General features: G+C 71.9%; 24 protein-coding genes. 14 read left to right on the forward strand and 10 right to left on the reverse strand.

Translation table 11 applies throughout. The features are described from left to right. The first annotated feature begins 65 nt into the window (after window positions 1–65). On the forward strand, window positions 66–1,238 hold the full coding sequence (locus J2S63_RS09255) for a hypothetical protein (RefSeq protein ID WP_310301569.1): 1,173 nt from the start codon (window positions 66–68) through the stop codon (window positions 1,236–1,238). 85 nt (window positions 1,239–1,323) lie between these two features. Further along, window positions 1,324–1,860, forward strand: a complete 537-nt coding sequence (locus tag J2S63_RS09260) for a TetR/AcrR family transcriptional regulator (RefSeq protein WP_310301570.1) — start codon at window positions 1,324–1,326, stop codon at window positions 1,858–1,860. 130 nt (window positions 1,861–1,990) lie between these two features. On the opposite strand, the gene rplI is transcribed toward J2S63_RS09260, so the two are convergent. From rplI to rpsF, 4 genes are all read right to left on the reverse strand, one after another. After that, window positions 1,991–2,449, reverse strand: a complete 459-nt coding sequence (gene rplI / locus J2S63_RS09265) for a 50S ribosomal protein L9 (RefSeq protein WP_310301573.1) — start codon at window positions 2,447–2,449, stop codon at window positions 1,991–1,993. A 14-nt stretch (window positions 2,450–2,463) separates the two neighbouring features. After that, window positions 2,464–2,700 (reverse strand): 30S ribosomal protein S18, encoded by a 237-nt coding sequence (gene rpsR / locus J2S63_RS09270; RefSeq protein ID WP_310301574.1) that lies wholly within the window; start codon window positions 2,698–2,700, stop codon window positions 2,464–2,466. 127 nt (window positions 2,701–2,827) lie between these two features. Next, a complete protein-coding gene (locus J2S63_RS09275) occupies window positions 2,828–3,463 on the reverse strand; it encodes a single-stranded DNA-binding protein (protein ID WP_310301576.1) in 636 nt (211 codons plus the stop codon). 83 nt (window positions 3,464–3,546) lie between these two features. Next, window positions 3,547–3,837: a 30S ribosomal protein S6 gene (gene rpsF / locus J2S63_RS09280; RefSeq protein ID WP_310306651.1), complete on the reverse strand. Its 291-nt coding sequence runs from the start codon at window positions 3,835–3,837 to the stop codon at window positions 3,547–3,549. 217 nt (window positions 3,838–4,054) lie between these two features. Between rpsF and J2S63_RS09285 the strand changes: the two genes are divergently transcribed. The 7 genes from J2S63_RS09285 to J2S63_RS09315 all read left to right on the forward strand — a co-directional run bounded on the left by J2S63_RS09285 (window position 4,055) and on the right by J2S63_RS09315 (window position 10,555). Beyond that, window positions 4,055–4,843 (forward strand): deoxyribonuclease IV, encoded by a 789-nt coding sequence (locus J2S63_RS09285; protein WP_310306653.1) that lies wholly within the window; start codon window positions 4,055–4,057, stop codon window positions 4,841–4,843. Window positions 4,844–4,952: 109 nt separating this feature from the next. Further along, window positions 4,953–5,726: an amino acid ABC transporter ATP-binding protein gene (locus J2S63_RS09290; protein ID WP_310301578.1), complete on the forward strand. Its 774-nt coding sequence runs from the start codon at window positions 4,953–4,955 to the stop codon at window positions 5,724–5,726. Window positions 5,727–5,822: 96 nt separating this feature from the next. Continuing rightward, window positions 5,823–6,707, forward strand: a complete 885-nt coding sequence (locus J2S63_RS09295; protein ID WP_310301580.1) for a glutamate ABC transporter substrate-binding protein — start codon at window positions 5,823–5,825, stop codon at window positions 6,705–6,707. A 100-nt stretch (window positions 6,708–6,807) separates the two neighbouring features. After that, entirely contained in the window at window positions 6,808–7,488 is a 681-nt protein-coding gene (locus J2S63_RS09300) for an amino acid ABC transporter permease (protein WP_310301582.1), read from the forward strand. After that, a complete protein-coding gene (locus J2S63_RS09305) occupies window positions 7,485–8,330 on the forward strand; it encodes an amino acid ABC transporter permease (protein WP_310301583.1) in 846 nt (281 codons plus the stop codon). The genes J2S63_RS09300 and J2S63_RS09305 overlap by 4 nt, the downstream gene beginning before the upstream one ends. A 31-nt stretch (window positions 8,331–8,361) precedes the next feature. After that, window positions 8,362–9,495 (forward strand): lipid II:glycine glycyltransferase FemX, encoded by a 1,134-nt coding sequence (locus tag J2S63_RS09310; protein WP_310301585.1) that lies wholly within the window; start codon window positions 8,362–8,364, stop codon window positions 9,493–9,495. Between the two features lie 4 nt (window positions 9,496–9,499). Beyond that, window positions 9,500–10,555, forward strand: coding sequence for an alanine racemase (locus J2S63_RS09315; RefSeq protein ID WP_310301587.1), 1,056 nt, complete (start codon window positions 9,500–9,502; stop codon window positions 10,553–10,555). 30 nt (window positions 10,556–10,585) lie between these two features. Here J2S63_RS09315 and J2S63_RS09320 read toward each other — a convergent pair whose 3' ends face one another. After that, the gene (locus J2S63_RS09320; protein ID WP_310301589.1) at window positions 10,586–12,007 is read right to left on the reverse strand and encodes a glycosyltransferase family 87 protein; all 1,422 of its coding nucleotides are present in this window, start codon (window positions 12,005–12,007) and stop codon (window positions 10,586–10,588) included. A gap of 7 nt (window positions 12,008–12,014) precedes the next feature. Beyond that, the gene (locus J2S63_RS09325) at window positions 12,015–14,231 is read right to left on the reverse strand and encodes a transglycosylase domain-containing protein (protein WP_310301591.1); all 2,217 of its coding nucleotides are present in this window, start codon (window positions 14,229–14,231) and stop codon (window positions 12,015–12,017) included. A 172-nt stretch (window positions 14,232–14,403) separates the two neighbouring features. Here J2S63_RS09325 and J2S63_RS09330 point away from each other — a divergent pair, with 172 nt between their 5' ends. The 5 genes from J2S63_RS09330 (at window position 14,404) to J2S63_RS09350 (ending at window position 20,588) form a co-directional block, all read left to right on the forward strand. Continuing rightward, entirely contained in the window at window positions 14,404–14,991 is a 588-nt protein-coding gene (locus tag J2S63_RS09330) for a PadR family transcriptional regulator (RefSeq protein WP_310301593.1), read from the forward strand. Between the two features lie 27 nt (window positions 14,992–15,018). Further along, entirely contained in the window at window positions 15,019–16,110 is a 1,092-nt protein-coding gene (locus J2S63_RS09335; protein ID WP_310301595.1) for an inositol-3-phosphate synthase, read from the forward strand. Between the two features lie 103 nt (window positions 16,111–16,213). After that, window positions 16,214–16,981 carry an RDD family protein gene (locus J2S63_RS09340; RefSeq protein ID WP_310301597.1) on the forward strand — a complete coding sequence of 256 codons (768 nt, stop codon included), beginning with the start codon at window positions 16,214–16,216 and terminating at the stop codon, window positions 16,979–16,981. 121 nt (window positions 16,982–17,102) lie between these two features. Continuing rightward, window positions 17,103–19,265: an MMPL family transporter gene (locus J2S63_RS09345; RefSeq protein WP_310301598.1), complete on the forward strand. Its 2,163-nt coding sequence runs from the start codon at window positions 17,103–17,105 to the stop codon at window positions 19,263–19,265. A gap of 33 nt (window positions 19,266–19,298) precedes the next feature. Then, on the forward strand, window positions 19,299–20,588 hold the full coding sequence (locus tag J2S63_RS09350; RefSeq protein WP_310301600.1) for an MFS transporter: 1,290 nt from the start codon (window positions 19,299–19,301) through the stop codon (window positions 20,586–20,588). A gap of 89 nt (window positions 20,589–20,677) precedes the next feature. Here J2S63_RS09350 and J2S63_RS09355 read toward each other — a convergent pair whose 3' ends face one another. The 4 genes from J2S63_RS09355 to J2S63_RS09370 form a co-directional block, all read right to left on the reverse strand. After that, on the reverse strand, window positions 20,678–22,609 hold the full coding sequence (locus J2S63_RS09355) for a DUF6345 domain-containing protein (protein WP_310301602.1): 1,932 nt from the start codon (window positions 22,607–22,609) through the stop codon (window positions 20,678–20,680). A 108-nt stretch (window positions 22,610–22,717) separates the two neighbouring features. Further along, window positions 22,718–23,188, reverse strand: a complete 471-nt coding sequence (locus J2S63_RS09360) for an SRPBCC family protein (protein ID WP_310301604.1) — start codon at window positions 23,186–23,188, stop codon at window positions 22,718–22,720. A gap of 10 nt (window positions 23,189–23,198) precedes the next feature. Next, on the reverse strand, window positions 23,199–23,909 hold the full coding sequence (locus J2S63_RS09365) for an AIM24 family protein (RefSeq protein WP_310301606.1): 711 nt from the start codon (window positions 23,907–23,909) through the stop codon (window positions 23,199–23,201). Between the two features lie 9 nt (window positions 23,910–23,918). Then, window positions 23,919–25,373 carry a CCA tRNA nucleotidyltransferase gene (locus J2S63_RS09370; RefSeq protein WP_310301608.1) on the reverse strand — a complete coding sequence of 485 codons (1,455 nt, stop codon included), beginning with the start codon at window positions 25,371–25,373 and terminating at the stop codon, window positions 23,919–23,921. Window positions 25,374–25,396 lie beyond the last annotated feature (23 nt).

Consider the following 25,396-nt stretch of genomic DNA (forward strand, 5'->3'; position numbering starts at 1 on the left):
CTCCCTCACACTGGAGGCGCTTCTCGGCGCTCCGCGCACCACCTCGACCTCCAGTGAGCTGATCCATGGCCCGACGTCGCCTCCGTCCCGTCCTCGCCCTGATGGGGCTCCTCACTCCTGCCCTCCTCGTCGCCGGGGCCGCCGCTCCGTCGTACGCCGACCCGGGGTCGCTGTACTGCCAGACCCCGGCGCCCCTGGGACAGGCCGACTGCACGGCACCGGAGGCGCGGATCTACAGCGCCAAGGCCGACCACGGCTACCAGGACCTGTCGCGGACCCCGGAGACGACGGCTCGTGACGCGGAGTTCTACATGAGCACCGTGACCGACGACCCCCAGGACGACGTCGACGGCGACAAGGACAACGACGAGGTCACCTTCACCTGCCAGCTGCTGCGCAACGACACCGTGGTCAGCGGTCAGGCGTGGCAGGAGTGCACCGACCCCGACCCGAGCAACGCCTACGCCTACGCCCGCGGCACCATCGCGTTCACCGAGCTCGCCACCGGCACCTACACGCTGCAGGTCAAGGCGAAGGACGCGGCGACGACCCCGCTCGGCGGCGACGGGAGCAACGAGCAGGCCACCCCCACCGAGCTCACGTGGACGGTCGTGCAGCCGACCACCGACACCACCCCGCCGCAGACCCGCCTCACCAGCGCGGCCAGGCGCTGGCACCTGTTCCCCTATGTCGCCGAGGAGTACGCCGGCGACGAGCCCCTCAAGACCGCCCGCTGCCGCCTGGGCAGCACCGTCCGCCAGTGCGACGGCTCCCAGGCCACGATCATGGGCCTGAGCGCCGGTGACTGGACCTTCACCGTCGCCGGCGTCGACTTCGCCGGCAACGTCGACCCGACCCCGGCGGTCAACCGGTTCACCGTGCCGGTGCCCAGCAGCAAGCTGCGGGCGAGCTCCGGCTGGACCAAGGGCACGCAGTTCGGCTACTTCTTCAACGGCTACTCCACGACCAAGCGCAAGGGAGCCTCGCTCAGCGCCGCCCGCGCCGGCACCCGCTCCGTCGTCCTGGTCGCCACGAGGTGCCCCGGCTGCGGCTCGGTCAAGGTGACCTACGGCAAGAAGGTGATCAGGAAGATCTCCCTGGCCGCGAGCGCGCGGCGCAAGCGCCAGCTCATCGCCGTGGGGTCGTGGGCCACGGCCCACCGCGGGCGCTTCTCCGTGGTCACGCTCAGCGGCAAGCCGGTCACCATCGAGGGGCTGGGCTTCTCCCGGCGCCGCTGACCCGGCCCGGGCTCGACCCCACCCGCCGCACGGATCCCAGGCGTGCCGGCTGGTCCCGTGCCCCGCAGCCGGTCACACTGCGGGGATGGTCGCGCCGCACCGCTTCACCCCGCCGCCGTCGTACGCCGGCGTCCGGAGCCTGCTCGACCTCGAGCAGACCGTGGTGCTCGACGAGCTGGCCCTGCAGCAGGCCCTCGACGATCTGCCTCCCGAGGTCCCCGAGTCCCCTGAGGACGGCCCCGGCGCCGGTCGCGACGCCGGTCCTGACGCCGGTCCCGACGACCTCGGCTCGCGGGTGGCCCGGCGCTTCTTCACCCTCTGCGAGAACCCCCGCACCCGGGCCCGCACGATGAAGGTGCTGCGCTCCAGTGCCGACAGCGCCGTGGGCGGGCGGCTCCTGGTGGCGTTCCTGAGCCGGATGGTCTTCACCCCGCTGATGCGCTCGCGCCGGGTGGACCACGTCACTGCGCGCGTCGAGCTCGCCTGCGCCCAGCTGGGCGGGGTCGCGGTGCTGCGCTACGTGACCCGGATGGAGCCGGTCGCCTCGATGGACGTCGAGGACCTGGTCGCGATGGTGGGGCCGAGCGTCCACCTCACGCTGACCAGCCCCTACGCCCGCTGACCCGCCGGGCCGCGCGCGCCGGCGTACCGCAGCCGCCGCCCGGCGTACGGCGGCAAAACTGGCACTCCCCGAGCGAAGTTTCGCTCGGGGAGTGACAAGCTCACTAGGTACCTAGTGAAACCGACAGCGCTCAGGCGGAGACCACGTTGAGCTGGACGGTCGCCTCGAGCTCGTCGTGGAGCTTGACGGTGACCTGGTGGGCGCCGAGCGACTTGATCGGGTTGCCGACCAGGATCCGGCGCTTGTCGACCACGTCGCCGGAGCCGGAGGCCACGGCGGCGTTGATCGCGGAGGCGATGTCGGAGACGGTGACGGCGCCGAACAGGCGGCCACCTTCCCCGGCCCGCACCTGGACGTCGACGGGGGTCCGCTCGAGGGCGGACTTGATCTCCTCCGCCTTGCCGAGGTCGCGCACCGCGCGCGAGCTGCGGGCGGCCTTGATCGACTCGATCTGCTTCTCGCCGCCGCGCGTCCAGCGGATCGCCACGTTGCGGGGGATGAGGTAGTTGCGGCCGTAGCCGTCCTTCACCTCGACGACGTCGCCGGGGGCACCGAGGCCGGTGACCTCCTGGGTCAGGATGAGCTTCATCTGGTCCGTCCCTCTCAGCGCGCGGTCGACGTGTAGGGCAGCAGCGCCACCTCGCGGGCGTTCTTGACCGCGATGGCGACGTCGCGCTGGTGCTGGACGCAGTTGCCCGTCACCCGACGCGCGCGGATCTTGCCGCGGTCGGAGATGAACTTGCGCAGGAGCGCCGTGTCCTTGTAGTCGACGTAGGTGGTCTTGTCCTTGCAGAACTGGCAAACCTTCTTCTTGGGCTTGCGCAGGACCGGCTTGGCCATTGTGGTGCTCCTTCAGTGAGCCCGGGGTGCCCCGGAATGGTTGCTGGATTGCGTCGTTGGTCGTGCTGGTGCTGCTGGGTCGTGCTGGGTCGTGCTGAGTGGCGCTCCGCCGTGGTGGGGCCGAGCCTCAGAACGGGGGCTCGTCGGACGAGCCGCCCTGGGAGCCCCACGGGTCCTGGGCCGGCTGGCCGCCGCCCTGACCGCCCCACGAGCCGCCGCCCTGGGGCTGGCCGCCGGAGCCGCCCCCCTGGGGCTGGCCGCCGGAGACGCCGGGGGTCGCCCACGGGTCGTCGGAGAAGCCTCCGCCGCCCTGGCCGCCCGGCGTGCCGCCGCCCTGGCCGCCCTGGTAGCCACCGCCACCCTGGCCGCCACCGAAGCCGCCGCCCTGACCGCCGGAGCGCTGGGTCTTGGCGACCTTGGCGGTGGCGTACTTCAGGGAGGGGCCGATCTCGTCGACGTCGATCTCGAAGACCGTGCGCTTCTCGCCCTCGCGGGTCTCGTAGCTGCGGGCCTTGAGGCGACCGGAGACGATGACGCGGCTGCCGCGGACCAGGGACTCGGCGACGTTCTCCGCTGCCTGGCGCCACACCGAGCAGTTGAGGAACAGCGCCTCGCCGTCCTTCCACTCGTTGGTGTTCTTGTCGAACGTGCGCGGCGTGGAGGCCACGGTGAAGTTGGCGACCGCGGCGCCGGAGGGGGTGAACCGCAGCTCCGGGTCAGCGGTCAGGTTGCCGATCACGGTGATCGGGGTCTCGCCTGCCATGAAGTCTCCTGGGTGTCGTCTCGTCGGGCGTCCCGGTGAACCTAACCCTCACCGCCGACACGGCGGGAGGGTCGTCCACAGGATCAGCGGATGTCGGGACGGATCACCTTGGTGCGGAGCACCGACTCGTTCAGCGTGAGCTGACGGTCGAGCTCCTTGACGGTGGCCGGCTCGGCCTCGAGGTCGATGACGGCGTAGATCCCCTCGGGGTTCTTCGCGATCTCGTAGGCCAGGCGACGCTTGCCCCACACGTCGACGTTGGTCACCTGCCCGCCGTCCTGACGGACGACGTTGAGGTAGGTGTCAAGGGACGGGGCGACGGTTCGCTCGTCGAGGCTGGGGTCGAGGATGACCATTACTTCGTACTTGCGCACAGCGGTCTCCACCTCCTTCGGACTCAAGGCGGCCACGGACGATCCGTGGCAGGAGGGCTGATGCATGTCTCGGCGGGGAGCAGCGTCGTCGGGACGCCTCCGCAGAGGACGGGACAGGTTATCAGCGCGGGACCCGGCTCCTGAAATCGTCCGCGGCGCGACCTAGCCTGGGCTCGTGAGCACCACACCCGCCCCCACGCCCCTCACCGCCGAGACGCTGCGCATCGGCGCCCACGTCGAGCAGACCGACCCGGTGCAGGAGGCCAAGGCCCGAGGCACCGACCTGGTGCAGTTCTTCCTCGGCGACCCGCAGGGCTACAAGGGCCCCGAGATCAGGTACGCCGGCGGCGCGGCCGGCCTGCGCGCCGACGCCGAGGCGGCGGGCGTCGACCTCTACGTCCACGCGCCCTACATCGTCAACGTGGCGACGACCAACAACCGCATCCGCATCCCCAGCCGCAAGCTGCTCCAGCAGCACATGGACGCCGCGGCCGAGATCGGCGCCAAGGGCCTGATCGTGCACGGCGGCCACGTCAACAAGGCCGACGACCCTGCGAAGGGCTTCGACAACTGGCGCAAGGCGATCGAGGCCACCGACCTCAAGATCCCGCTGCTGATCGAGAACACCGCGGGCGGCGACAACGCGATGGCCCGTCACACCGAGCGCATCGCCCGGGTCTTCGAGGCGGTCCAGGCGGCCGACCAGGCCGAGATGGTCGGCTTCTGCCTCGACACCTGCCACGCCCACGCCGGCGGCATCGCCCTCGACACCGCGGTCGAGCAGCTGCTCGCGGTCACCGGGCGCATCGACCTGGTCCACGCCAACGACAGCCGCGACGAGTTCGGCTCGGGCGCGGACCGCCACACGTCGTACGGCGCCGGGCGGGTCGACCACGACGCGTTCGTCGCGCTCATCAGGGCGGCCGGCGCACCGGTGATCGCCGAGACCCCGGGCGGCCCGGAGGAGCACGGCGCCGACTTCGCGTGGCTGCGCGAGCGCCTCTGAGCCGGCCCCCCTCCCTCCGGGCGGGTCGGCAACGATTCGGTGACAGTGCCGGGACCTCGGTCCCTCGGCGGTGGTCACAGCGGGTGACCTCGGCCTAGGTTGGGTCGGTATGACGACCAGCGCCGAGGAGATCAAGGCCGGCAAGGGCGAGCCACTCGTCGTGCTGGACCGCGTGAACAAGCACTTCGGGTCCCTCCACGTGCTGCAGGACATCGACCTCACGGTCAGGCGCGGCGAGGTCGTCGTGGTGATCGGTCCCTCGGGGTCCGGCAAGTCCACGCTGTGCCGCACGATCAACCGGCTGGAGACCATCGACGACGGCACGATCACCCTCGACGGCAAGCCGCTGCCGGCCGAGGGCAAGGCCCTCGCGCAGCTCCGGGCCGAGGTCGGGATGGTCTTCCAGTCGTTCAACCTCTTCGCCCACAAGACCATCCTCGAGAACGTCACCCTGGGCCCGATCAAGGTCCGCGGCGAGGACAGGGCGGCCGCGGAGAAGCGGGCCACCGAGCTGCTCGAGCGCGTCGGCGTGGCCCACCAGGCCGCGAAGTACCCCGCCCAGCTCTCCGGCGGCCAGCAGCAGCGGGTCGCGATCGCCCGGGCGCTCGCGATGGAGCCCAAGGTGATGCTCTTCGACGAGCCGACCTCCGCGCTGGACCCCGAGATGATCAAGGAGGTCCTCGACGTCATGGTCGAGCTCGCCGAGCAGGGCATGACGATGATCGTGGTCACCCACGAGATGGGCTTCGCCCGCGGCGCCGCCCACCGGGTGATCTTCATGGCCGACGGCGCGATCGTGGAGGAGAACACCCCCGAGGAGTTCTTCACCCACCCGAGGTCCGACCGGGCCAAGGACTTCCTGTCCAAGATCATCACCCACTGACGCGCGACCAGAGACCCCGAGACCCGGGACCCACCAGCACAGCCCGAAGCAGAACCCCGACCCGTGCGACCACCGCACAGGACAAAGGAGAAGCAGATGAGACTGAGCAGGACCCTCAGCACACTGACCGCGGCGCTGTTCGCCGTATCCCTCGCCTCGTGCGGCAACGCCGGCAGCGACGGCGGCGGGGGCGTCGACGTCAAGGTGGACGACAACGCGGCGTCCAGCTTCGACGACGGCACCCGCATGAAGGACCTCGCCGACAGCGGCAAGATCACGATCGGGGTGAAGTTCGACCAGCCCGGCATCGGTTTCAAGGGCGCCACCGACGACATGCCCAAGGGCTTCGACCCGGAGATCGGCAAGATCCTCGCCGCGTCGCTCGGCATCAAGCCCGAGGACATCACCTGGAAGGAGACGATCTCCGACAACCGGGAGCCGTTCCTGCAGAAGGGCGAGGTCGACCTGGTCATCGCGTCGTACTCGATCACCCCCGAGCGCCGCAAGGTCGTCGGCCAGGCTGGTCCGTACTACGTGACCGGCCAGCAGCTGCTGGTCAAGAAGGGCAGCGACATCAAGAGCGTCGCCGACATCAAGGGCAAGGAGGTCTGCTCGGTCACCGGGTCGACGTCCCTGGACAACGTGGAGGCGAAGGGCGCCAAGCCGCGCGGCTTCGACACCTACTCGGAGTGCCGCGACCAGGTGCTCAACGGCTCGGTCGACTCGATGACCACCGACGGCGCGATCCTCCTCGGCTACGCCGCGGAGGACCCCGAGAAGCTCGAGGTCGTCGGGGACCCGTTCTCCGAGGAGCGCTACGGCGTGGGCTACTCCAAGAAGTACCCCGAGATGTGCCAGTGGATCACCGACACCCTCAAGAAGGCCGAGGACGACGGGACCTGGGCCAAGGCGTTCGAGGCCACGCTCGGCAAGTCCGGCGTGGACACCCCCGAGCCGCCGGAGATGGACTCCTGCTCGTGACCTCGTGACCTCGTGACCGTGCGGTGACCCGGGCTCCGGCCCGGGTCGCCCCGGTCCCGGGGTCGCCCGGCCACCCTCGAACGAAAGGGCGGTGCTCTGAGTGGACGCCGTGTGGTCGAACTTCGACCTGGTCCTCAAGGCCTTCTGGCTCACGATCCTGCTGTTCGTGGTCTCGGGGCTGCTGAGCCTGCTGCTCGGCACGTTGCTCGCCGCGATGCGGGTCGGCCCCGTGCCGGTGCTCTCGAGGGCCGGGGCCGCCTACGTGCTCCTCGTCCGCAACACCCCCCTGCTGGTGATGTTCATCCTGGTGACGGTGGCGCTGCCTGACATCGACTGGGGCATCCCCGACCTCCACCTCGGTCCGCTCGAGGTGAGCAACTACTTCGCCCAGGGACTGGTCGCCCTCAGCGTCTACACCTCGTCGTTCGTGTGCGAGGCGGTGCGCTCCGGGATCAACGCGGTCCCGCTCGGCCAGGCGGAGGCCGCGCGCTCGGTCGGCATGGACTTCGGGCAGGTGATGCGCAGCGTCGTGCTGCCGCAGGCGTTCCGGGCCTCCATCCCCCCGCTGGCGAGCGTGCAGATCGCCCTGGTGAAGAACACCTCGGTGGCGGCTGTCTTCGGCATCGCCGAGGCCACGTTCCGGATGCGCTACTTCACCAACAACGACGTCTCGGCCCGCAACCAGATCTTCCTGATGTTCGCGATCGGCTACGTGATCATCGTCGAGATGGTCAGCTTCGGCTCCAACCGGCTGGAGCGGCGAGTGAGGACCGCACGATGAGCAACCGTTCCGCCACCGTCCTGTACGACGCGCCGGGTCCCAAGGCGCTGCGGCGCTACCGCGCCTACTCGCTCGTCTCCGCGCTCCTGCTGCTCGGCCTGGTCGCGCTGTTCCTGCTGCAGATGAGCCGGACCCACCAGCTCGAGTACGCCAAGTGGGAGTACTTCGTCACCCCGAAGTACCTCAGGATCATCCTCGTCGACGGCATCCTCAACACCGTCAAGGCCGCCGTGATCGCGATCCTCGTCGCGCTCGCCCTCGGGGTGGTGCTCGGCGTGGGCAAGCTGGCCGACCGCTCGTGGGTGCGCTGGCCGGCCTGGCTCTTCGTCGAGTTCTTCCGCGCGGTCCCCCTGCTGCTGCTGATCATCTACATCGCCTACTCGATCAGCTACGGAGGCGGCGTCGCCTACATCTGGTCGCTGGTCCTCGGGCTGGCGCTCTACAACGGCGCCGTGCTCGCCGAGATCGTCCGGGCCGGCATCGAGTCGCTGCCCACGGGACAGGCCGAGGCGGCCTACGCCATCGGCATGACCAAGGGGCAGGTCACCCGCATCGTCCTGCTCCCGCAGGCGGTCAAGGTGATGCTGCCGGCGATGATCAGCCAGTTCGTGGTCTGCCTCAAGGACACCAGCCTCGGCTACGCCATCCTGGCTCCCGGCATCACCATCGTGTTCAAGCAGATCGCCCAGGAGGGCCGCAACCAGGTCCAGTCGGCCCTGGTGATGGCGGCGATCTACATCTTCCTCAACGTGCTCGTCGTCGCGGTCGCCCACTGGGCCCAGCGCCGCTACGTCGGTGAGGGGGACACGGGCGCCGCGGCCGCCGCCGACGAGGCCGTCTGAGCGGTCCCGCGACACCGGTAGCCTCGCCCCCGTGACCTCCCCCCTCTCCGTCCGCACGATCACCCCTGACCAGCACCTCGGCTTCGTCCGGGCCCAGGACAGCGTGAGCTTCCTGCAGGTGCCGGCCTGGGGAGAGGTGAAGAGCGACTGGAGGCGTGAGTCGGTCGGGTGGTTCCGGGGTGAGGAGGTGGTCGGGGCGGGGCTGGTGCTCTACCGCCAGGTGCCCCGCCTCAAGCGCTACCTCGCCTACCTGCCCGAAGGACCGGTCATCGACTGGGAGGCCGAGGACCTGGCCGTGTGGCTCGACCCGATGGTGAGCCACCTCAAGGGCCAGGGGGCGTTCGGCATCCGCATGGGCCCGCCGGTGGTCACGCGCCGCTGGGACGCCGCCTCGATCAAGGCGGGGGTGGCCGACGAGTCGGTGCGCACCCTCGACCAGGTGCCGCCGCTGACCCGCGAGCCGGCGGGGGCCCGGGTGGTCTCGGCGCTGCGCACGCTCGGCTGGCGCGAGCAGAAGGCCGAGGGCGGCTTCGCGGCCGGGCAGCCGCAGTACAACTTCCAGGTGCCGCTCGCCGGCAAGGACGAGGACGCCGTACTCGCGGGCATGAACCAGCAGTGGCGGCGCAACATCAAGAAGGCCGCCAAGGAGGGCGTCGTCGCCGGGCGGGTGCCCGCCGACCAGCTGGCGCCGAGGCTGGAGGAGTTCCACGACCTCTACGTCCACACCGCCGAGCGCGACCACTTCACGCCCCGGCCGCTGTCCTACTTCCAGACCATGTTCCGCGCGCTCGGCGCCGAGGACCCCGACCGCATCGCGCTGTTCACCGCCGAGCACGAGGGTGACCTGGTCGCGGCGACGATCCTCGTCCAGGTCGGCACCCACGTCTGGTACTCCTACGGCGCCTCGTCGACCGACAAGCGCGAGGTCCGCGGCTCCAACGCCGCCCAGTGGGCGATGATCCGGCACGCGCTGGCCACCGGCGCGACCGTCTACGACCTGCGCGGCATCACCGACACCCTCGACGAGGACGACTCGCACGTCGGCCTGATCCGCTTCAAGGTCGGCACCGGCGGCGAGGCCGTGGAGCACGCGGGGGAGTGGGACCTGCCGGTCAACCGCGCGCTCTACAAGGCGTTCACCCTCTACCTGGCGCGCAGGGGCTGATCGCGTGCTCACCCTCTACGTCGACCAGGAGCGCTGGCAGGCCCACCTCGACTCCGTCGTGGCCACGGTGCCGGGCCTCGTCCCGGTCGCCAAGGGCAACGGCTACGGCTTCGGCGTCCCCCGGCTCGCCGAGCTCGCCCAGGACCTGGGCGCGGACACCCTCGCCGTCGGGACGTACGCCGAGGTGCCGGCCGCGCTCGAGCACTTCGGCGGCGACGTGCTCGTGCTCACGCCGTGGCGACCGTTCGAGGTGAGGGCGTCCTACTCCGGCCGCCTGGTCCACACGGTCGGCAGGACCGAGGACCTCGACGGCCTGGCGACCGCCTCGCGCGACACCGACCCCGACGCAGGTGGCCGGGCGCGCGTCGTGCTCGAGCTGATGACGTCGATGAAGCGGCACGGCTTCACCCCGGCCGGGCTGCGCGCCGCGGCCGACCACCTCGCCGGCGTCACGGTCGAGGGGTTCGCGCTCCACCTGCCGATGTCGCACGGGTCGCACCTCGGGGAGGTCGAGCGGGCGATCACCGACCTGGTCGCCTCGGGCATCGACACCCGGCGGCTCTACGTCTCGCACCTCACCGACGGCGAGCTCGCCGCCCTGGCCGCGTCCTACCCCGACTTCGAGGTCCGGCCCCGCATCGGGACCCGGCTGTGGCTGGGCGACCGGGGCGCCCTGCGGGTCAAGGCGACCGTGCTCGACGTGCACGAGGTCGAGCGGGGTGACGTGTTCGGCTATCGCGGGCGCAGCGCCCCCAAGCACGGCCACCTGCTCATCGTGTCGGGCGGCACCGCCCACGGCATCGGCCTGGAGGCCCCGACCGGCGGCGCGACCATGCGCGACCGCGCCGCCCGGGTCGCCAAGGGCGGGCTCGACGCGGCGGGGTTCGTGCGCTCGCCGTTCACCGTCGGCGGCAAGCAGCGGCTGTTCGCCGAGCCTCCCCACATGCAGGCCTCGATGCTCTTCCTGCCCGCCGGCGCCCCCGTGCCCGTCGTGGGCCAGGAGGTCGACGTGCAGGTGCGGTTCACCACGACCACGTTCGACCAGATCAGCCTCGTCTGAGGCCTCGGTCCGGCCGTCCCGGCCCCGGGGTCAGGTGGCGAGGAGCATCCGGGGTGGGCACATCGGGTCGTCGTCGGGGAACGCCCGGGCCACGTCGTGCTGGGGGCGCAGGATGTCGCGGACGACGACGGCGCCGAGGGAGAGCTCGGCAGCCATGCGCAGCACGATCGCCACGGCGTAGAGCGGGTCGGGTGCCCCGCCGGTGGCCGAGGCGGTGAGCCCGCCGATCATCCACCAGCAGGCCGCGAAGTAGAGCAGCTCGCCCGCCTGCCAGATCAGCAGCGGACGCCAGCGCGGGACCGCGAGGACGGCCACCGGGAGCAGCCACACGACGTACTGCGGGGAGTAGACCTTGTTGACCAGCAGGAACACCATGAGGATCAGGTAGGCCAGCTGGGCGATCCGCGGCACGTGCCGCGCGCGCAGGCCGAGCACGAGGATCGCCAGGCACCCGCCGCCGAAGACCAGCCACGACACGAGGTTGATCGTGTGGGGCGAGGCGGCGTGGCCGTGCTGGGAGAACGCCAGCCAGATCGAGCCGAGGTCGGGTCCGCGGCTGGAGTTGAAGGTCCAGAAGGCCTTCCAGCCCTCGAGGTTGTCGGTCATGGCCGGCAGGTTGGTGGCCAGCCACGCGCCGGCCGCACCGACCACGACGAGCCCGAGGTCGCGCAGCTGTCGGCGCCTGAGCGCGACGACCAGGAAGGCGCCGAGCACGAACAGCGGGTAGAGCTTGGCGGCGGTGCCCAGCCCGATCAGCACCCCGGAGAGGATCGGCCGGCCGCGTGCCCACGCCCAGAAGCCGCCGGCCAGCAGCGCCACCGGGATGATGTCCCAGTTGATCAGCCCCGCCGCCACCAGCGTGGGGGCCAGGACGTAGGGCAGCGCGTCCCAGGGCCTGCGCCGGTGCGCGCCGGCGAGGAAGAACGCCGCGAGCAGCGCGAAGGGCGCGAGCAGGACCGCGGTGACGCGGAAGTAGTCCAGCCGCTCCTGGTAGACGCTGGGCAGGTTGCCCACCTGGTCGACCGGGACCGTACGGCGGGTGGCGACGTCGACCTCGCCCGGCACGACCGCCTGGGTGACGATCGCGGCGCCGTAGGCGAAGTAGCCGGTGAGGACGGGGTACTCGAGGTACATGTAGCGCCCGCCGTTGTCGGTGAAGGGCACCCACCGCTCGGCGAACCCCCGCCCGGCGTAGAGGTAGGGGATGTCGGAGTAGCACATCAGGCGGTAGCGCTGGTCGGTGCCGTTCCACTTGCCGACGTCGCACGGGGCCTTCTGGCCGATCGCGAGCAGCCAGGTCACGCACGCCAGCGCCAGGACGACACGGATCGGCGTCCACCACGGGTGACCGGCCGAGCGGCGCCCGGCGGGACCGCCGAGGACCGCGCTGGCCTCCCGGGCCGTCGGGTCCTCGAGGGTCGGCGCGACGACGCCGGCCACCTCCCGCCTCATGCGAGGGTCATGCGGCGGCGGCCCGCCGGCCGGGGGCGCGACGGCGGCGCCGGCCGGACTGGCGGGTCGTCGCGGGTTCCTGGCTGCGGCCCGCTGGGGACTGGCCGGGCGTCGTCGTCTTCTGGGCGGCGGGGCTCTCGGTCGCCCCTCCGCCACCGCCGCCACCCGGCGGGGTCGCCGTCGGCGTGGACGAGGGCGGCCCGGACGGGCTCGGAGCATCGGTCGGCGTCGGGGACGACGACGGGGACTTGCTCGGGCTCTTGGTGGGCGAGGGGGTGTAGGTCGGGCTCGGCGGCGGCGTGTAGGGCTCGTGGCCCTCGGCGGTCTGCTCGAGGTTGGCCGGCGGCGGGAAGGGGATCTCCTCCTCGCCCTCGAGCGCCTTGCCCATGACCGCCGCCCACGTGCGGGCGGGGTAGTCGGCGCCGAAGAACGAGGACAGGAAGCCGTCGAGGGGCTGGTTGCCGTTGCCGCGGACGTACATCACCGCGGTGGCGAGCTGCGGGGTGTAGCCGACGAACCAGGAGGACCGCACGTGGCCGCCGTCGGTGGTCGCGGTGCCGGTCTTGCCCGCGATCGGGCGGCCGATGACGTTGGCGTTCTGGCCGGTGCCGGCGATCGCCACCTGCTGCAGCGCGTAGGAGGTGTCGGCGGCGACGTCCTCCGAGATCGCCGCCGTGGTGCGCACGTTGTGCTTGTAGGGCCGCGACCCGTCGAGGGTCTTGACCTTCTGCACGACGTACCACTTCTTGGCCTTGCCGCCGTCGGCGATCGTGCCGTAGGCGTTGGCCATGTCGATCGGGCTCACCGTGGCCGAGCCGAGCACGATGCTGAAGGTGTCGTCGAGGCCGGGCGCGTTGCGCGGGATGCCCATCGCGATCGCGTGCTCCTTGATCTTGCTGACCCCGTTGTCCATGGAGTCGGCGAGGTCGATGTAGGCGGTGTTGACCGACTTCTCGGTGGCGGTGAGAAGACTGATCGCGGAGCCGTAGCTCTCCCCCAGGCCCTCGCCCTCGTTGCTGAACTCGGTGCCGTTGACCTCGATCGGGGAGTTGCCGTCGAACGTGCTCTTGAGCGAGTAGCCGTAGTCGAGCGCGGTCGCCAGGGCGAACGCCTTGAACGTCGAGCCCGGCGCCCCGCCGGCGACGGCCCAGTTGAGCTGGCTCTTGAGGTAGTCCTGCCCGGCGTAGATCCCCCGCAGGGCCCCCGTGCGGGGGTCGACCGAGGCGACCGCGGGGTGGAGGCCCTTGAGCTTGGGGGCCACCTCCGGCACGCCGGCCTCGACGGCCGCCTGCACCTTCTTGTCGATCGTGGTGGTGACCCGCAGGCCACCGGTGAGGATCTCGCTCTCGCTGAAGCCGTTCTTGACCAGGTCGTCGTGGACCATCTTGAGGATGTGGCCGCGCTGGCCGCCGTTGCTGTTCTCCACCTTGCGCTTGGGGAACTTGGGCAGCCGGTAGGGGTCGCCCTTGACCGAGGGCAGCGAGCCCAGCTCGGACATGCGGTCGATGACGTAGGTGTAGCGAGACTCCAGCGCCGAGCGTGAGGCCTCGCCCTCGGCGGGGTCGAGGTTGTTGGGGTTGTTGATCATCGCGGCGAGCGCGGCGCCCTGCCGGACGTCGAGCTTCTTGGCCGGGATGCCGAAGTACGCGCGGGAGGCCGCCTCGATGCCGTAGGCGCCGCGACCGAAGTAGATCGTGTTGAGGTAGCCGGCCAGGATCTCGTCCTTGGAGAGCTGGCGGTGGATCTTGAGGCTGAGGATCGCCTCCTTGGCCTTGCGGGTGAAGCTGCGCTCCTGGGTCAGGTAGAGCACCTTGACGTACTGCTGGGTGATCGTCGACGCGCCCTGGGTGCTGCCGCCCTTGGCGTTGTTGAACGCCGCGCGCAGGATGCCCTTGGGGTCGATGCCCTTGTTGGAGTAGAACGTCGCGTCCTCCGCGGCAATGACCGCGTCCTGGACGTGCTGCGGCACGTCCTCCAGCGGGATCGTGGTGCGGTTCTGCTCGGCGAACTTGCCCAGCACGCTCTTGCCGTCGTCGTAGTAGACGTAGGTGGTCTGGGCCTCGAACCCCTGGTTGGGGTCGGGGATGTCGGTCGTGGCGTAGGCGAAGGCGAACAGCACCAGGCCGAGGCCGAACACCGTCGCCAGCAGCAGGAACACCCGCTTGACCCACGTGCGGGTGGTCGAACGTGCCTCGGGCCCGCGCTTGGGCGTCTTGTCACTCACGGACACAGAGCCTACGGGTCAGTAGGGTCCCCCGGCCGGTTTCGGCCAGGTGGTCATCGCCACGCCCGGGACAGGTTTGGGTTCACTTCGATATATCGATACGATACGTTCACGCGATAGATCGTGCCGTCACGTCGAGGCACACCGTACAACCGCCGGAAGGGGGACCACCGTGGCTCGTCGGGGCGACACGCTGGAGCTGGCCGTGCTCGGCCTCCTCCACGAGAACCCGCTCCACGGCTACGAGCTGCGCAAGCAGCTCAACCTGGTCCTCGGCTGGGGCCGGGTGCTGTCCTACGGCTCGCTCTACCCCGCGCTCAAGAAGCTGAGCAAGGCCGGCCTCATCGTCGAGGACGTCCTGCCGCCGGCCGCGCCGGGCACGGTGAGCCGCCGCCAGCGCATCACCTACCGGCTCACCCCGGCCGGTGACGAGCGCTTCGCCAAGCTGATGTCCGACTCGGGTCCCTCGACCTGGGAGGACGACAACTTCGACGTGCGGTTCGCGTTCTTCGGGCGCACCGACCGCGCCATCCGGCTGCGGGTCCTCGAGGGCCGCCGCTCGCGCCTGGAGGAGCGCCTGTCCCAGGTGCGCCAGGACCTCGACCGCAGCCACGGGCGTGACACCTACGCCCGCGAGCTCAAGCGCCACGGTGTGGAGTCCGTGGAGCGCGAGCTGGTGTGGCTCTCCGAGCTCATCGCCGCCGAGCGCGGCGAGGGGCGGACCCCCACCACCACCGACCACCCGACACCGACCGAGTAACACCGAGAAGAGATCAAGGAGAGCCCCATGGGTTCTGTCCGAGTCGCCATCGTGGGCGTGGGCAACTGCGCCACGTCCCTGATCCAAGGCGTCCACTACTACCGCGACGCGGACCCGGAGACCACGGTCCCGGGCCTGATGCACGTCAAGTTCGGGGACTACCACGTCTCCGACGTCGAGTTCGTCGCCGCGTTCGACGTCGACGCCAAGAAGGTCGGCTTCGACCTCTCCGAGGCGATCACCGCCTCCGAGAACAACACCATCCGCATCTGCGACGTGCCGCCACTCGGCGTGAGCGTGCAGCGCGGCCCGACCCTCGACGGCCTGGGCAAGTACTACCGCCAGACCATCGACGAGTCCGACGCCGAGCCGGTCGACGTCGTCCAGGTCCTCAAGGACGCCGAGGTCGACGTGCTCGTCTCCTACCTCCCGGTGGGCTCCGAGGAGGCCGACAAGTTCTACGCCCAGTGCGCCATCGACGCCGGGGTCGGCTTCGTCAACGCGCTCCCGGTGTTCATCGCCTCCGACCCGGAGTGGGCCAAGAAGTTCGAGGACGCCGGCGTCCCGATCGTCGGCGACGACATCAAGTCCCAGGTCGGCGCGACCATCACCCACCGCGTGATGGCCAAGCTGTTCGAGGACCGCGGCGTGACGCTGGACCGCACCTACCAGCTCAACGTCGGCGGCAACATGGACTTCAAGAACATGCTCGAGCGCGAGCGCCTGGAGTCCAAGAAGGTCTCCAAGACCCAGGCCGTGACCTCCAACCTCACCGGCTCGCTGGCCGACAAGACCCACGACCGCAATGTGCACATCGGCCCGTCCGACTACGTCGCGTGGCTCGACGACCGCAAGTGGGCCTACGTCCGCCTCGAGGGTCGCGCGTTCGGTGACGTCCCGCTGAGCCTGGAGTACAAGCTCGAGGTCTGGGACTCCCCCAACAGCGCCGGCATCATCATCGACGCCCTCCGCGCCTGCAAGATCGCCAAGGACCGCGGCATCGGTGGCCCGATCCTGTCGGCCTCGACCTACCTGATGAAGTCCCCGCCGGTCCAGATGCCCGACGACCTCGGTCGCGCGCAGGTGGAGGCGTTCATCAAGGGCGAGGTCGAGCGCTGACGCGCTGAGCCCCCCTCTCGGTCGGTCGCACGGGCCGCGCACCCCCAGCGGGTGCGCGGCCCGTCGCGCTCCCGCGAGCCGCCGCCGGGTCTACCCTCGGCGCATGAGCCAGCCTCCCGTCGGCCCCGGGCAGCCGTCCGAGCCGCGCCAGAACCCGCCGAGCACCCCGACCCCTCCGGGAGGTGGCCAGGCGCCTCCGCCACCGCCGCCCCCGCCGCCCCCGCCGTCGTACGGCGAGCAGCCGCCGCCGTCGTACGGCGACCAGCCGCCGCCGAGCGCACCCCCCACTGCCCCGTCGTACGGCGAGCAGCCGCCGCCCCCGCCCGGCACCGCCGGCGGCTGGGGTGCGGGCCCGGCCGGCAGCGTCACGGGCGAGCGCCCCGGCGAGCTGCTCGACCGCTTCGTCGCCCGTCTGATCGACCACGTCCTGCTGGGGGTGGTCAACGCGATCATCGCCTCGATCCTGGTGGTGAGCATCATCGGCCTCGACGCCGGCAACGGGTTCGGCATGATCGGCTCCACCGGCGGCAGCTTCGCCGCCGCGGCGCTCATCTCGATCATCGACGTGGCGATCTCGCTGGGCTACTTCGCCTTCATGGACTCCTCCCAGGGGCGCACGATCGGCAAGATGGTGATGAAGCTGCGCGTGGTCGGCGCCTCCGGCGGCCACCCGACCGTCCAGGAGTCGGTCAAGCGCAACATCTGGATCGCCTTCGGGCTGGCCGGGATCATCCCGTTCCTCGGCATCGTCGGCAGCCTCGCCTCCCTCGTGGCGGTGATCCTCATCGCCGTCGGGATCAACAAGGACACGGTCGCGCGCCGCCCGTGGACCGACGAGCTCGCCGGCACCCGGGTGGTCAAGGAGGCCTGACCGCTCCGCACCCGCTCACGAGCCCGGCTTGCAGACCGCCGCAAGCCGGGCTCAAGCGCGTCTCAAGAGCCCTCTCGCAGCCTGAGCAGGTCAGCACGACGACCTACCTCAGGAGAACGACATGCGAACCCTGCTCCACCGCCTCGGCCACACCTCCGCCGCCCACCCGTGGCGGGTCCTGCTCGGCTGGGTGATCGCACTGGCCGTCGCGGCCGGCGTCGCGTCGGCGTACGGCGGTCAGACCCAGGAGAACTGGGACGTCCCGGGTGCCCGCGCCCAGCAGGGCGTCGAGCTCCTGCGCCGGCACGGGGAGAACGCCGCCAACGCCGACGCCCGGGTCGTGGTCCACCGCGACCAGGGCGTGCTCACCGACGCGAGCGGCCGGGCGGCGCTGGCCGACCTCACCGCGCGGCTGGGCCGGATGCCGCACGCCGCGTCGGTGTCACCACCGCGGCTCAGCGCCGACGGTGACACCGCCCTGCTCTCGGTGGAGTACGACGCGCCCGTCACCCACCGCGACCTGATGGGCAAGGGCGAGCCGCTCGTGGAGGCCGTCGAGCCTACCCGTGACGCGGGGCTCCAGGTGGAGCTCAACGGCACCATGGCCGAGCAGTCCGCCGAGCCGATGAAGGGGACCGGCGAGCTGATCGGCATCGCGGCCGCGCTGCTGGTGCTGGTGCTCGCCTTCGGGTCGGTGGTCGCCGCCGGCCTCCCGATCGGCGCAGCGGTCGTCGGGCTCGTGCTCGGTGGCTTCGGCACCACGCTGCTCGCCGGGGCCATGGACGTCAGCCCGAGCGCCCCGATGATCGGCACGATGGTCGGGCTCGGGGTCGGCATCGACTACGCGCTGCTGCTCGTCGTCCGATTCGCCGAGCACCTGCGGGAGGGCGTCGAGGTCCGGCACGCCGCCGGGCTGGCCACGGCCACCGCGGGCCGCTCGGTGGTGTTCGCCGCCTCGACGGTGCTGGTGTCCCTGCTGGGCCTCGGGCTCGCCGGGTTGCCGACGTACTCCGCCTTCGGGCTGGTCACCGCGATCTCGGTCGCCGCCGTCGCCCTGGTCTCGCTCACCCTGGTGCCCGCGCTGTGCCGCCTGGGTGGACGTCGCATCCTGGCCCGCGCCGAGCGCCGGGCGACGCGACGCCCGCGCCGACCGGGGCGCGAGCCGCTGACCGCCCGGTGGGCGCAGCGGGTGGGGCGCCGGCCGTTGCCGTGGGCTCTGGGTGCGGCGGTCGTCATGCTCGCCCTGGCCGCGCCGGTGGTGGACATGCGCACCTGGCCGAGCGACATGAGCGTGCACGCCGAGGGCACCACGCTGCGCGAGGGCTACGACCTGGTCGCCGACGAGTTCGGCCCCGGGGCCAACGGCGCGATGCTCGCGGTCGTCGACCACGCCGCGGTCGTCTCGCCCCGGGCGGCGGTCGCGGCGACGGTCCGCGCGCTGGAGTCCGACGACCGGATCGCGGTGGTGGCCCCGCCGGTCACCTCCCGCGACGGCGAGCTCACCCTCGTCTCCGCCGAGCCGGTCTTCGGGCCCGCCGACGCCCGGGTCAGCGACCTCGTGCGCGACGTGCGCGCCGACCTGCCGGCGGGCGTCGACCTCACCGGGCTGACGCCGATGTACGAGGACATCTCCCAGATGCTGGCCGACCGGCTCTGGGTGGTCATCGCGTTCGTCGTGGGGATGTCGTTCCTGCTGCTCACGATGATGTTCCGCTCGGTGCTCGTGCCCCTCAAGGCGGCGCTGATGAACCTGCTGTCGATCAGCGCGGCCTACGGCGTGCTCACCGTGGTCTTCCAGTGGGGCTGGGGCGCCCAGCTCCTCGGCCTGGACCACTCCACCCCGGTCTCGAGCTGGATGCCGATCCTGCTGTTCGCCATCCTGTTCGGGCTGTCGATGGACTACGAGGTGTTCCTGCTCGGCCGCATCCGCGAGGAGTACGACGGCGGGGCCGACGCCCGGGCCGCCGTCGTCCGCGGGCTGGCCGCCACGGGCCGCGTGATCAGCTGCGCGGCGGCGATCATGGTCGCGGTCTTCTTCGGCTTCGCCACCGAGACCGACCCCGTGGTCAAGCAGCTCGGGCTCGGGATGGGCGTCGCGGTGGCCCTCGACGCCACCGTGGTCCGGATGGTGCTCGTGCCCGCGACGATGTCGCTGCTCGGCGACCTCAACTGGTGGATGCCGCGCTGGCTGGACCGGGTCCTGCCCCGGATCCGTCACGCGGAGGAGCCGGCCGCCGGGCAGTCGGACGGGCGGCCCGCCGAGCCCGAGCTCGTCCGGGTCTGAGCCGGGGGGAGCCGGGTCCGACATGATCGGGACATGAGGCGCCCGTCCGCAGGGGAGCCCGTCACCACCTCGGTGTGGTGGCGGGCTCCGGCGTTCGTGCGGCTGCTCCTCGTGCGGCTCCTCGGCCAGGTCGGTGACGGGGTCACCCAGGCCGCGCTCGCGTCGTACGCCCTGTTCAGCGACCGGCAGGCGGACCCGGTCGAGCTGGCCGCGGCGGCGGCTGTCGTGCTGCTGCCCTACTCCGTGCTCGGGCCGTTCGTCGGCGTGCTGCTCGACCGGTGGTCGCGGCGCCAGGTGCTGCTGGTCGGCAACCTGGTCCGCTCGGCGGTCGTCCTCGTGGTCGCGGTGCTGGTGGGGTCCGACGCCCCCGAGGTCGGGGTGTACGCCGCGGTGCTGGTCGCGCTCGGGGTCAACCGCTTCCTGCTGTCCGGGCTCTCCGCGGCCCTGCCCCACACCGTCCCGGTGGAGGACCTCACGCCCGCCAACGCGCTCACCCCGACGCTGGGGACCGCGGCGTTCGTCGCGGGCCTGGGTCTCGGCGGCCTGCTCCGGGCCGCGCTCGACGACCGCGGCGAGGCCGTCGCCAACGGGCTCGTCGTCGCGGCCGGCGTGGCGGCCTACCTCCTCGCGGCGGGCGCGGCGCTGCTCACCGCCCGCCGCGCCCTCGGGCCGGACCACCGCGTGGTGCCTCCCTCGCCGCGGCACGTCGCCGCCGGGCTGGTGGCCGCCCTGCGCCACCTGCGGCAGCGTCCGGTCGCGGCGGGCGCGCTGGTCACCGCGTCGGTGGTGCGGTGGGGGTTCGGCCTGCTCGCGGTCTCGGCGGTGCTGACGCTGCGCAACTCGACCTTCCGCGGCGACGCCGACCAGGCACTCGCCGCCGTGGCACGGTTCACCGGCGCGACGGCCGTCGGGTTCCTCGCCGCGGCGGTGCTGGCGCCCTGGCTCGCCCGCCGGCTCGGCCGGGCGGCGGTGGTGCGGCTCGCGGTCGTCCTGGCCGCGGGCGTCCTCCTGGCTGCGGGGCTGGCACCGAGCACCGAACTCGGGTGGGCCGTCCTCGGACTGGCCGGGGGCGTGGCGGCCCAGGGCGTCAAGGTGTGCGCCGACGCCCTCGTGCAGGAGCACGTCGACGACGACTTCCGGGGGCGGGTGTTCTCGCTCTACGACCTGGCGTTCAACGTCGCCGTCGTGACCGCGGCGGTCTCGGTCGCCGCGGCCGCCGACGACCGGGGCGTGCCCACCACGGGCCCGCTGCTCGCCGCCGCGCTGCTGGTCGCGCTGGTCGCGGGCCTCCGGGTCGGCGGTCCGCGGCGGCCGCGCGGCTGAGCCGGGTCCGGCGGGCGTTCCACGTGGAACACGGCCCCTCCCCGCCCCCACGCGGGGGACGGGGAGGGGCTCTGCCGGGCCGAGCGGGGTCAGACCGTGCCGCTGATCGCGACGTAGCCGATGAGCTGGCTCTTCGGGATGTCCGGACCGACGTTGCCCTGACCCCAGAACTTGTCGTCCAGGTTGGTCACCCAGCCCGAGCGTGCCGGGCTGATCGAGCGCCACACCCGGCCCGAGGGCTCGAGGTCGGTGGCCATCTGGCGCCAGGCCTGCTGGACGGTGAGCGCGGGCGAGGTCCAGAACAGGAAGGTCCGGGGGAAGAGGTACTCCGCGAACCGCCGGCCGGTGCCGCCGTTGACGCACTGGGCGAGGGTGTCGAAGCCGTTGAGCAGGTGCAGGCCGTCGAAGGCCGGCGCCCAGCGGGCGAAGTAGTCGTTGGTCCCGGTGGTGTCGCGCAGCACCTCGCACGACTCCAGCTGCATCCACTCCAGGTTGTCGTTGTCACCCCACCGGGCGTCCGACGGGGTGATCGAGCCGTCCTGGTGCGCGGTGTTCTTGAAGGTGATGCCGCCTGCGCTGCCGTGGCCGGTGTACCACTGGGCGTCGACCGCGTCGACGTACGACGAGTCGGAGCCGCCGGCCGAGGTCTTCTTGAAGTCCTGCTCCCAGGCGTTCATCCCACGCCAGTCGAACCTCACGGTGTGGCCCTTGCTCTGCATCACCGACCGGAAGCCGGCCGCGGAGTCCTGGGCGCACTGCCACTCGTCGACGGTGTTCTCGATGCCGACGGAGGCCAGCTCGCCACCCTGGCCGCCGTACCCCTGCGCCTCGACCTGGCCGCCGGTCGCGCCGAGCACGCCCGAGACCTCGGTGGTGATGCCGTTGGCGTCGGTGACGGTGGCGGTCAGCGTCTCGGGGACGGCCTTGCGGCCGCGGGCCGCGGCGGCGTACTCCACGCCCTCGGGGCTGCCCTTGAGGATCCCGCGGGTCGAGGAGGACCACTGCACCTTGAACGGCTCCTGGCCGCCGGTGAGCTCGAGGCGACCGGTCATCGCGGTGCCGTCGCGAGCGACCAGCAGGTCGGCGGCCGGGGTGAGCGAGGGCGCCGCGGGCACGAGCTTGCCGGGCTCGACGCCCTTGCCGTCGCGCTGCTGCACCTCGCACGCCCAGTGCGGCAGGAGGTAGGACACGGTGCCCTTGCCGGCCCCGGTGAGCCGCGGCGCGTAGTAGACCAGCTGCGGGTCGCCGAGCGGGGTGTTCGCGCCGTACATCGACCGGCACTGCTCCTGCGCGGCGTCGGGGCCGATGATCCCGACGTAGCCCGCCTTCTCCACCGACCGCGTGGCGAGCGTGAGCCCCTGCACCCCGCCCTTGGGGCCGAAGGTGACGCTCGTGCGCATCCCCGGCCCGGTGACCGGGACGTCCCCGAGCCGGTAGTCGAGGTTGACCGTCGTGTCGAGGTCGTAGGTCGCCAAGGTCCGGCCGCGCACGCCCGCGAGCGTCAGCCGGGTGTGGCTGGGGTGGGCCGAGGTCTCGAAGCCCTTCGGCAGCGGCAGCAGGTCGTAGGCCCGGCTCACCGCCTTGTCCTCGTTGAGCGGCCTCAACGCCTTGAGCCGCTCGAGGTCGAGGCGGCGGGCCACGGTGGGACGGCCGTCCTCGTCGGTGCCCTTGGCGCCGGTGAGCATCGGCACCCGGCCGAAGGACGCCGCGTTGACGAACGAGAAGGTGCCGTCACGCCGGAGCGCGTTGCGGATGCCGGCGCGCTCGGCCAGGGCCTTGGCCTGCTCGGCGTCGAGGCCCTCCGCGGTCACCTGGAAGTACGGCGCCTCCTGGGAGACGCGCGGGAGGTCGGCCCCGCGCGCGGTCGCCATGCTCAGGCCGAGCGTGGTGACGGTGGCGGCGCCCCCGAGGCCGGAGGCGAGCACGCCGGCGACGAGGACGCCGGCGGACGGGGCCGCGACGCTGCGGACCCGGCGCCGGCGGACACGGGGGGTGCGGGACGAGCTGGTGGGACGGGCCATGACGGTCCTCCTGGGCCGGGGCGCCGCCTGGGATCCGGCGCCGGTGTGGGAGGAGGAGCGCGCCGGTCCGGGGGAGATACCACCCGGACCGGACCAGTCCCGTGGAGGTCAGCCGGTCGACGGGCCGCGGGCCGCGGACTCCTCGACCCGGCGCACCAGCGCGGTCGACGAGCGCTCCGAGGCCCGGGCCACCGCCGGCTCCATCACCTTGCCCATCACGCGCCCGGCCGGGCCGAAGGGCAGCCGGTAGGTGATCTGGGAGGTCACGAGCGTCTCGTCGTCACCGAGCGCCTCGAAGGTCCACCGGGAGTCGGTCGAGAACCCCTTGACCGAGCGGAACTCGAGCAGCGCGTCCTGCTCCCACGCCACCACCTCCAGCCGGGTGCGGATCGGCACGCCGACGTGCATCACCACGTCGAAGACGGCGCCGAGCCCGTGGTCCCGCTCCCCGACCGGCTCGAACGTCTCCACCCCGAACATCCACTCCGGGACCCGGGTGTGGTCGTCGACGTAGGCGAACGTCTGCGGCAGCGAGGCGCGCACCCGGTGCTCGTTGGTCACGGTCATGCCCGAGGCCATCGCGCGCCCCTCAGCCGTTGAGCAGGTTGCCGACGAGACCGCCGCCACCCCCACCGGACTGCTGCTGGACGGGCGCCCACTCGCTGGGCTGCACGACCACGAAGCCGGGGCCGTGGAAGGAGTACTGGAACGCCTCGCCGGTGCCGCCGCGCAGCATCGACTTCATGTTCATGCTGCTCACCACGGCGGGCACGAGGTTCGAGGACCACGCGACCGCGGCCTGCACGTCGACGTACGTCGGCTGCTGGGAGCAGTCGAGCACCACCGGCGAGCCGACGGTGTGGAGCGCGACGGTGCCCGTGCCCTGGACGGTGGTGTTGAACAGCCCGCCGGCCATGATCCCGGCGCCCTTGACCCGGTTGATGTCCCACTGCAGGGCCGCGTCGAAGGCGAGGAGGTTGCGCCCGTTGACGCTGATGCCGTCGCCGGCCAGCTCGACCAGGAAGACGTAGCCCGCCTCGCTGGCGAAGAAGACCTCGCCCTGCCCGCTGACCCGCATGAGCGGGACGTCCTCGGCGGTCAGCACCTTCTTGAGCAGCTTGCCCATGCTGCCGGCCTTCTCGTGGTCGAAGCGGATCTGACCCTGGTAGGCGACCATCGCGCCCTTGACCGACAGCACGTCGGGCCCGAGGGCGACGCGCAGCATCTGGGGGTTCTGGAGGGCGAAGCGCTGCTGGGCCTGCACCTCGAGGTTGGACTGGGCGAAGAGCTCACTCTGCATGGGCAGAATCTAGCGCTGGGTGGCCCACCAGTCCTTCAGGGCGGCCTCGGCCTCGGCGGCCTCCATCGGGCCGTTCTCCAGGCGCAGGTCGAGCAGCCAGCGGTAGGCCCGGCCGACCTCGGGGCCCGGGCCGATGCCGAGCACCTGCATGATCCGGTTGCCGTCGAGGTCGGGGCGGATCGACTCCAGCTGCTCCTGCTCGCGCAGCCGGGCGATGCGCTCCTCGAGCTCGTCGTAGGTGCGGCGCAGCCGCTCGGCCTTGCGCCGGTTGCGGGTCGTGCAGTCGGCGCGGGTGAGCACGTGCAGCCGGTCGAGCTCGGGACCGGCGTCGCGGACGTAGCGCCGCACCGCGGAGTCGGTCCACTCGCCGCTGCCGTAGCCGTGGAACCGCAGGTGCAGCTCGACCAGGTGTGACACCGCGTCGGTCACGTCGGTGGGGAAGCGCAGCTCCCGCATCCGCTTGCGGGTCAGCTTGGCGCCCACCACGTCGTGGTGGTGGAAGGTGACCGTGCCGTCGTCGGTGAACCGGCGCGTGCGGGGCTTGCCGACGTCGTGCATGAGGGCGGCGAAGCGGGCCACGAAGTCCGGGCCGCCCCCCGGCAGCCGGTCCTCCAGGGCGATCGCCTGGTCGAGCACGGTGAGGGTGTGCTCGTAGACGTCCTTGTGACGGTGGTGCTCGTCGCGCTCGAGCGCGAGGGCGGGCAGCTCGGGCAGGACCCGCTCGGCCAGCCCCGACTCGACCAGGAGCCGCAGCCCGCGGCGCGGCTCGGGGGCGCACACCAGCTTGACCAGCTCGTCCCGCACCCGCTCGGCCGAGACGATCTCGATCCGGTCGGACATCGCGGTCATCGCCTCGACCACCTCGGGCGCCACCTCGAAGCCCAGCTGGGCGGCGAAGCGGGCCGCACGCATCATCCGCAGCGGGTCGTCGGAGAACGACATCTCGGCCGGCCCCGGGGTGCGGAGCGTGCGGTGCGCGAGGTCGACCAGGCCGCCGTACGGGTCGACCAGCTCGGCGTCGACCTCGCCCGGCACGAGCCGCAGCGCCATCGAGTTGACGCTGAAGTCCCGCCGGCGCAGGTCGCCGGTCAGCGAGTCGCCGAACGCGACCGCGGGCTTGCGCGAGTCGGGGGCGTAGTCGTCGGCGCGGTAGGTGGTCACCTCGATCGTCCACGGACCCTTGCGGCAGCCGATCGTGCCGAAGGCGCGCCCCATGTCCCACGTCGTGCCGGCCCAGTCCCTGAGGAGGCGCTCGGTGACGTCGGGGCGGGCGGAGGTGGTGAGGTCGAGGTCCTGCTGCAGCCGGCCGAGCATGATGTCGCGGACCGGTCCTCCGACCAGCGAGATCTCCTCGCCGGCCTCGGCGAACAGGCTGCCCAGCGGCTCCACGACGTCGGCGAGACGGCCCAGCTCGGCGCGGACGCGCTCCTGGATCTCGACGACGCTCAGCTCTCGGCCCGACACCCACCGAACTCTAGGAGGCCGTC

Origin of the sequence: Nocardioides marmoribigeumensis (genome assembly GCF_031458325.1) — a bacterium.
In the GTDB taxonomy this organism is placed as follows: Bacteria; Actinomycetota; Actinomycetes; order Propionibacteriales; family Nocardioidaceae; genus Marmoricola_A; species Marmoricola_A marmoribigeumensis.